Source organism: Streptomyces sp. NPDC050287 (assembly GCF_044459385.1).
GTDB lineage: Bacteria > Actinomycetota > Actinomycetes > Streptomycetales > Streptomycetaceae > Streptomyces.
The window spans coordinates 23,531-30,783 of record NZ_JBITIY010000030.1 but is presented as its reverse complement, the minus strand read 5'-3'; the positions used below and the strand labels follow the sequence as shown (position 1 = coordinate 30,783).

Here is a 7,253-nt window from a genome sequence, read left to right as displayed (position 1 = left end):
ACCCTGGCCCCGGCGGGAGCCCCCCCGCCCCGCCACCTCCTCGACCGCCACTACACCCGCAAACACGGCCCCGACGCCTACTACGGCAACCCGGATGCGACAGCGGCCTCCGGGTGAGACCAAGGCCGGGCCGGCGTGTTGCCGACGTCAGTCGCCCACGACCCCCGCGGACCTCGGGCGTCAACTCCGGTTCAGATCCCTTGTGTTGCGGCTGATTCGGTCGAGCGCGACGCGGGCGGCAACGACGGCCGGATGATCGTGGCTGCCGGTGCGGGTGGCGATGAGCACGCGCCGAGAGTTCGGCGGCGTCAGCTCGGTAAGTGTCACTGTAGGAGCGTGGACGCCCCAGGCGAGTTCGGGCAGGAAGCCGACCGCCTGCCCGGCTTCGATCAATCGCACATGGAAGGTGAGGTCGGTCGACTGGTAGCGAACGTGGGGTTCGAAGCCGGCTTGGCGACAGACAGCGCTGGCCCAGCGCCTGGCGGCATTGCCCTCGGGCTCCATGACCCAGGGCAGGTGCGAGAGAGCTGCGAGGTGCGGCGGCTCGCCGCCCGGTGGGGTGGCCAGAAATAGCGGATCCTCGAGGAGGAGCTGGGTGTGCAGGCCGCTCAGGGCCGACGGAGGCTCTCCCGGGTACTCCTCGGCGATGACCAGGTCGAATTCGTGCGCGACAAGCGCCCGTAGCGGTGTGCGTTCGTTCTCCTGATGCACGTGGACGCGAAGCTGCGGATGCTCACGCTGAAGCAGCTCTACGGCAGGCAGGACCAGGGTCTTGGCGGCTGTCTGAAAGGTCGCGATCCGCAGGTCCCCCTCCAGCACGGTCTTGGCCCGTGCGATATCGGCCTCAGCCTGCTCGAGCCGGTCCAGGATCACCTCGATATGCCCGACCAGCATCTCCGCCGCGGGCGTCAGACGGACCCGGCGGCCCATAGGTTCCAGGAGCGGGACGCCCACCTCGGCCTCCAGCTGCGAAAGCTGCGAAGAGATGGTCGAGGGACTGTACGAGAGGGCCGAAGCCACAGCTGCCAGGGTGCCGCGGTGCTTGAGTTCGCGCAGCAACCGAAGCCGGTGAAGGTCGTACATCATGCACCAATCGCCGCCGGTGACCACCGATTCGTCGCTTGAGACAACCGATCGTACGCGAAAACATGCGCTGTCCCGCATGGAGGCACCGCGCGACTGCCTCGTCCCGCCACCTGTCCAACGAGACCGTGACAGGTGTCAACCCAGTCAATTGGTCGAAAATACCGATGAGTGCGCGTCGATAACGACGACTGGACCGGACATTGGGGGGCGCATAGCATTCCAGAACCGCGAGATTCGGCCACCCCGAGATCTGCGGTACGCCCGACGCGGCTCGCGGCACATCGGTATCGGTCGTCGGTCTCCCCACGCTGTCGTCGCCGCCTGTCGGCCCGCCCGCCGCAGGCCGATCAGACTTCCCGCCATGCAACCTCGGAGAGGCCATGACACCACCCCGTGCGCGTTGGCGCGTACGCCGCCATCCTGCTCGCCTGTCACTACTGCGGGGAGTGGTCGTGCTGTTGATCGCCCTGCTCGGCGTCGTGGCAGTGGGCGCTCCGACGTACGCGGCTGGTGATCGGACCGTGCGGGGAACATTGCGCAACTCGGCCGACAACAACGCACCGGTCGCCGGGGTGAAGATCAGTGTCCGGACCAGCACGGGGAAGACCTACACGGGCGCCAGCGACGACCAAGGCCGGTTCGCGATCACTGTGCCCGGCAGCGACTCGGGCACCCTGGCCGTCATCCTGGACACCGGAACGCTTCCCGATGCTGTGCGGATCCGCGACGGAGCGTCGGACACCTTGCGGCCGACGGGCACCTTGAGCACGATCGCCGTCAACTTCCCCCTCGGTCCCGATACACGTCAAGTGTCGACGGTGTGGGACCAGGTCCCCCAACTGATCTACAACGGCCTGCTGTTCGGCCTGGTGCTGTCATTGGGGGCTCTCGGCCTGTCCATGGTGTTCGGCACGACGGGACTGTCGAACTTCTCTCACGGCGAGCTGGTGACCTTCGGGGCATTCGCCACCTATCTCGGCAACCGGGTCGTAGGGCTGCCCATCGTCGTGGCGGTGGCGGTGGCGGTAGCGCTGTCGGCACTGTTCGGCTACCTGAACGAAAAGGGTCTGTGGAGGCCACTCAGACGCCGCGGAACAGGACTGGTCGCCATGATGATCGTCTCGATCGGTCTGCAGTTCCTTCTCCGGAACTTCTACCAGTACTTCACAGGTGGCCGCGCCCTGACCTACCGCGAATATGTCACGCCCGCCGGCCGAGACGCCTTCGGCTTGTTCACCTACACCATGCGAGACCTGGTCATCGCCTCCATCAGCGGGCTCGCGCTCGTCGCGGTCACTCTTGCTCTGCAGTACACCCGGCTCGGTCGCGCCACGCGCGCCGTGTCGGACAGTCCGGCCCTGGCCTCCGCGACGGGGATCAATGTCGATCGTGTCATATCCACGGTGTGGATCGTGGGCACCGCGCTGGCCGGACTGAGCGGGGCGTTCTTGGGATTCTCCCAATCGGTGACCTACCAACTGGGAGCGCAGGTGCTGCTGTTGCTCTTCGCCGCCACCTGCGTCGGAGGTCTGGGATCGGTGTGGGGCGCGCTGATCGGCTCGATCATCATCGGGCTGTTCGTGGAGACCTCAACCTTGGTCATCCCGTCGGAACTCAAGTTCGCGGGCGCGATGGTTCTGCTGGTGCTGGTCCTGCTCGTCCGACCACAAGGCCTGCTCGGCCGCGCCGAGAGGATCGGGTGAGGACATGGACGTCATCGGCGCCGTCACGGGGGCACTGCACGACGGCTTCGGCTATCTGGCCGTCTCGTTCTGCTTGGCCGCGATCGGTTTGAACATTCAGTTCGGCTACGCCGGGCTGGTCAACTTCGGTCAGGCCGCCTTCTTGTCGGTAGGCGGCTACATCATGGGCGCGGCGATCGCCACGAGCGGGGTTCCCACCGTCCTCGCCATTCTGCTCGCGATCGCCTTCAACGTGGCGTTGGCGTTGGTGCTGGGTATCCCGACCCTGCGCCTTCGGGCGGATTACCTGGCGATCGTCACCATCGCGGGGGCGGAGATCCTGCGGCTTGTGTTCGGGACGTCGTTCCGGACGTACTTTCACGGCAAGGACGGCGTGACCGGCTTCACCGCCGGTTTCCGAAGCCTCAACCCGCTGCCGGACTACGACGGTTTCTTCCTGACCTACAGCCGGGAGGAGTTGTGGACGGTCATTGTCGGCTGGGGCCTGGTCATCATGATCAGTCTGCTCGTCTGGGCCCTGATGCGATCACCGTGGGGAAGGGTTCTCCGGGGCATCCGTGAAGACGAGGACGCGATGCGGTCTCTGGGCAAGAACGTCTACGGCTACAAGATCCAGGCCCTCATCCTCGGTGGAACAGTCGGATGCGCCGGCGGCTTCGTGGGCGCGTTCGGGGCCGCTTCGGTCCAGGCCGACACGTTCAATCTGGACTTCACCTTCATCGCCTTGACCATGCTCATCCTCGGTGGCGCCGCTCGGATCCTCGGTCCGGTCGTCGGCGCGGTGATGTTCTGGGCGATCCTGTCGTTCCTCGGATCGGTCTTGACGCAGTTGGCGGGCCACCCGTTCGTGGCGCGGTTCATGAATGCCGACCAGGCATCCACCGTCCGGCTGATGTTGGTCGGACTGGTGCTGATGCTGCTGATGATCTACCGGCCGCAAGGCATCTTCGGTGATCGAAGGGAGATCGCGCTCGATGCCCACTGACAACGTCCCCACTGACGACTTCCCCATGGACGACTTCCCCACTGACCACCTCTCGTCGGGCACCGCACCGAAGGACGTCTCCGCTGCCGGTGATACGTCCCAGCCAAGGGTCCCCGACCCCGTCGCCGGGGAGAACAAGTCGATGCGCGAGTGCCTGACCGCATTGCGGTCGGTGCCGCATGAGCCGGGCGCTGCCAAACCCGACCCCGTTGTGGTCGTGAACGGAATCCGCCGCACCTTCGGAGGACTCACCGCGGTCGACGTGGACCATCTCGAAATCCAACGTGGGGTCATCACCGCCCTGATCGGACCCAACGGTGCGGGCAAGACCACGTTCTTCAACCTGCTCACCGGCTTCGACCAACCCGATGCGGGTTCCTGGTCCTTCGACGGGACACCGCTCAAAGGCAAGGCAGCCTACAAAGTGGCACGCCTCGGCATGGTCCGGACCTTCCAGCTGACCAGAGTGCTCTCGAAACTGACAGTACTGGAGAACATGCGGATGGGAGCCACAGGTCAGCGAGGCGAACGCTTGTGGGCCGCCGCGCTCCCCGCCCTGTGGCGGGCGCAGGAACGAGACATCACCGGCCGGGCCCGAGACCTGCTCAAGCGGTTCAAACTCGACGCCAAGGAGGAGGATTTCGCCGGGTCCCTGTCCGGCGGCCAGAGAAAGCTGCTCGAGATGGCGCGAGCGCTCATGGTCGAACCGAAGCTGGTCATGCTCGACGAACCCATGGCCGGCGTCAACCCAGCGCTGAAGCAGTCCCTGCTCGGGCATGTGAAGTCGCTGCGGGATCAGGGAATGAGCGTCCTGTTCGTCGAACACGACATGGACATGGTGCGAGAGATCTCCGACTGGGTGGTCGTCATGTCCCAGGGAAAGGTGATCGCCGAGGGACCCCCCGCGTCCATCATGTCCGACGAACGTGTCATCGATGCCTACCTCGGCGCTCGCCATGACACCGACATCAGCGAACTCGAACACGTGCTCAAGGTCGAGCACGCGCACGACCACGCCGAGCAGACGGCCGACCGGGAGGTCCCGAGATGACTTCCGCCCCTCACGGCTCATCGGACTCCCAGGTCACCGATCAGGGCGAGATCGTGGCTGAAACCGATCCCAACACCCCAAGGATCGACCAGGCAGCGCGGACAAGGCATCTGCGGGCGGCCGAGGGCGCGGTCCTTCGCGCCGACAATCTGATTGCCGGGTACCTCCCCGGAGTCAACATCCTGAACGGCGCCGACCTGTACTGCCAACCCGGCGAGTTGGTCGGCATCATCGGACCCAACGGCGCCGGCAAGTCGACACTGCTCAAAGCACTCTTCGGGCTGGTCAAGATCACCACCGGGACGGTTCGCCTGCGGGGCGAGGAGGTCACGAACCAGCGCGCCGACGCACTGGTATCCCAGGGGATCGGCTTCGTACCGCAAACAAACAACATTTTCCCCTCGCTCACCATCGAGGAAAACCTGCAGATGGGGTGCTATCAGACCCCCAAGAAGTTCGCACCCCGGTTTGCGTTCGTGACCGAGCTGTTCCCTGCGCTGGGCCGGCGCCGCAAGCAGCGGGCCGGGCAACTGTCGGGCGGCGAGCGGCAGATGGTGGCCATGGGCAGGGCTCTGATGATGGAACCCTCCGTGTTGTTGCTCGACGAACCCTCAGCGGGCCTGTCCCCGGCGATGCAGGACGAGGTGTTCGTCCAGACCCGCGCCATCAACCGCACCGGTGTATCGGTCGTCATGGTCGAGCAGAACGCACGCCGCTGCCTGCAGATCTGCGACCGCGGATACGTTCTGGACCAAGGACGCAACGCCTACACCGGGTCCGGGCAGTCGCTGGCCCGTGACCCAAGGGTGATCGAGCTGTATCTCGGCACCCTGGCCCATGCCCGTCAGGCAGACGGCACGCCTGCCGGCAGGCGGAACTAGGACCACGACCGAACATGTCTGCCGGTCGGTCCTCCCCTCGCGTCCGCTCCTGACATCCACCACGACATGGTCGCGCACCCACCGATGTCGTGCCCACACCAATGACGTTGCACCCCACCGAAGTGGTGCACCACACCAATCCCGTGCACCACACCGATGTCGTGCACCCCACCGATAGGGCAACAGTCCTCACCCACACCTGGAGGCCCCATGTCGCTCCCGAGACGCATCATCTGTATCGCCGTTTCGGCCTCCGCCGCACTGGCGACCGCCGCCTGCAGCTCTGACGGCAGCCCCACCGCGGCCGGCAGCCAACCGCCGGTCAAGGCGGGCACCCAGCTCTACTTCGTAGACGGCAACACCGCCGACTACTCCGGTGATTTCGAGCCGGGCACTCTCAAGGGCGTGCGCGCCACCTTGCCGGGCGGCAAGATCGGCGACGAGTTCCGGCAGCGGATCCTCAAGATCAACAGCAAGGTGAAGGACTTCACCTACGCTCCGGAGGCCTACGACGCCACGATCCTCTCCGCCCTGGCCGCGGTCGCCGCCAAGAACGACTCCGGCAAGGCGATCGCCGAGCAGGAGATCGGCATCACCAGGGGCGGGACAAAGTGCACCAGCTTCAAGCAGTGCGCCGCCCTGCTCGCCGACGGAACGGACATCGACTACGACGGTGCCTCCGGCCCGATCGAGCTGAACTCGACAGGAAGCCCGTCCGCGGCGACCGTCGGCATCTACCAGTTCGGGCAGGACAACAACTACAAGAACGTCCGCTACGTCAACGGCACCACCCCGGACCAGGCCCACATCCGAGCCGACCAGAAGGTCAGCGGCCCCATCCCCAAGGGGAACGGCACCCTCACGTTCGGCACTCTGCTCCCCGCCACCGGGGACAGCTCCTTCCTCGGCGCCCCGCAGTTCGCCGGCGTGGACCTGGCCATCGACGAAATCAACAAGGCCGGGGGCGTGCTGGGCAAGAAGGTGAGGCAGTTGAAGGGCGACTCCGGTGACGGGTCGCCGAACATCGCGCCGTCCGAGACCGACAAACTGCTCCGCGGTGGTGCCGACGTCGTCATCGGCGCCGCTTCCTCGTCGGTGTCGTTGTCCGTCATCGACAAGATCACCGGGGCCGGCGTCGTCCAGATATCGGCCGGAAACACCTCGACCGCATTCGACACCTACCCGGACCACGGCATGTACTTCCGCACGGCCCCCTCCGACGTCCTGCAGGGGCAGGTGATGGCCCAGACCATCAGCGAGGACGGTCACAGCGACATCGCGATCCTCGCCCGCCAGGACGCCTACGGAGAGGCCTTGGCGAAGAACGTCCGCTCCTTCTACGAGGAGTCCGGCGGCAAGGTCGTCTCCTATGTCCTCTACGACGCGAACGCAGCCAACTACTCGGCCGAGGTGGAGAAGGTGAAGGCCCAGCACCCGGACGCCATCGTGCTGATCTCGTTCGACGAGACCAAGAAGATCGTCCCGGAACTCATCAAAGCCGGCATCGGTCAGAACGGCTGAGCCCGTACCCAGCCGGTGGTCGTGGC

6 protein-coding genes and 1 pseudogene are annotated in these 7,253 nt (G+C 65.7%); 6 read left to right on the top strand and 1 reads right to left on the bottom strand.

Features of this window, described 5'->3' with window-relative positions; genetic code table 11:
- Positions 1–117, top strand: a pseudogene (araD, locus tag ACIBK3_RS45895) (L-ribulose-5-phosphate 4-epimerase); the annotation flags it as partial.
- Between the two features lie 63 nt (positions 118–180).
- Here araD and ACIBK3_RS45890 read toward each other — a convergent pair.
- On the bottom strand, positions 181–1,086 hold the full coding sequence (locus tag ACIBK3_RS45890; RefSeq protein WP_399374563.1) for a LysR substrate-binding domain-containing protein: 906 nt from the start codon (positions 1,084–1,086) through the stop codon (positions 181–183).
- Positions 1,087–1,538: 452 nt separating this feature from the next.
- On the opposite strand from ACIBK3_RS45890, the gene ACIBK3_RS45885 reads away from it, so the two are divergent.
- The 5 genes from ACIBK3_RS45885 to ACIBK3_RS45865 all read left to right on the top strand — a co-directional run bounded on the left by ACIBK3_RS45885 (position 1,539) and on the right by ACIBK3_RS45865 (position 7,227).
- Positions 1,539–2,789: a hypothetical protein gene (locus ACIBK3_RS45885; protein WP_399374562.1), complete on the top strand. Its 1,251-nt coding sequence runs from the start codon at positions 1,539–1,541 to the stop codon at positions 2,787–2,789.
- 4 nt (positions 2,790–2,793) lie between these two features.
- Complete coding sequence (locus tag ACIBK3_RS45880) at positions 2,794–3,774, top strand: branched-chain amino acid ABC transporter permease (RefSeq protein ID WP_399374561.1); 981 nt, start codon at positions 2,794–2,796, stop codon at positions 3,772–3,774.
- Positions 3,764–4,825: an ABC transporter ATP-binding protein gene (locus ACIBK3_RS45875; RefSeq protein ID WP_399374560.1), complete on the top strand. Its 1,062-nt coding sequence runs from the start codon at positions 3,764–3,766 to the stop codon at positions 4,823–4,825. The genes ACIBK3_RS45880 and ACIBK3_RS45875 overlap by 11 nt, the downstream gene beginning before the upstream one ends.
- Positions 4,822–5,706 (top strand): ABC transporter ATP-binding protein, encoded by an 885-nt coding sequence (locus tag ACIBK3_RS45870; protein WP_399374559.1) that lies wholly within the window; start codon positions 4,822–4,824, stop codon positions 5,704–5,706. Before ACIBK3_RS45875 ends, ACIBK3_RS45870 begins: the two co-directional genes overlap by 4 nt.
- Before the next feature lie 210 nt (positions 5,707–5,916).
- Positions 5,917–7,227, top strand: a complete 1,311-nt coding sequence (locus ACIBK3_RS45865; protein ID WP_399374558.1) for an ABC transporter substrate-binding protein — start codon at positions 5,917–5,919, stop codon at positions 7,225–7,227.
- Positions 7,228–7,253 lie beyond the last annotated feature (26 nt).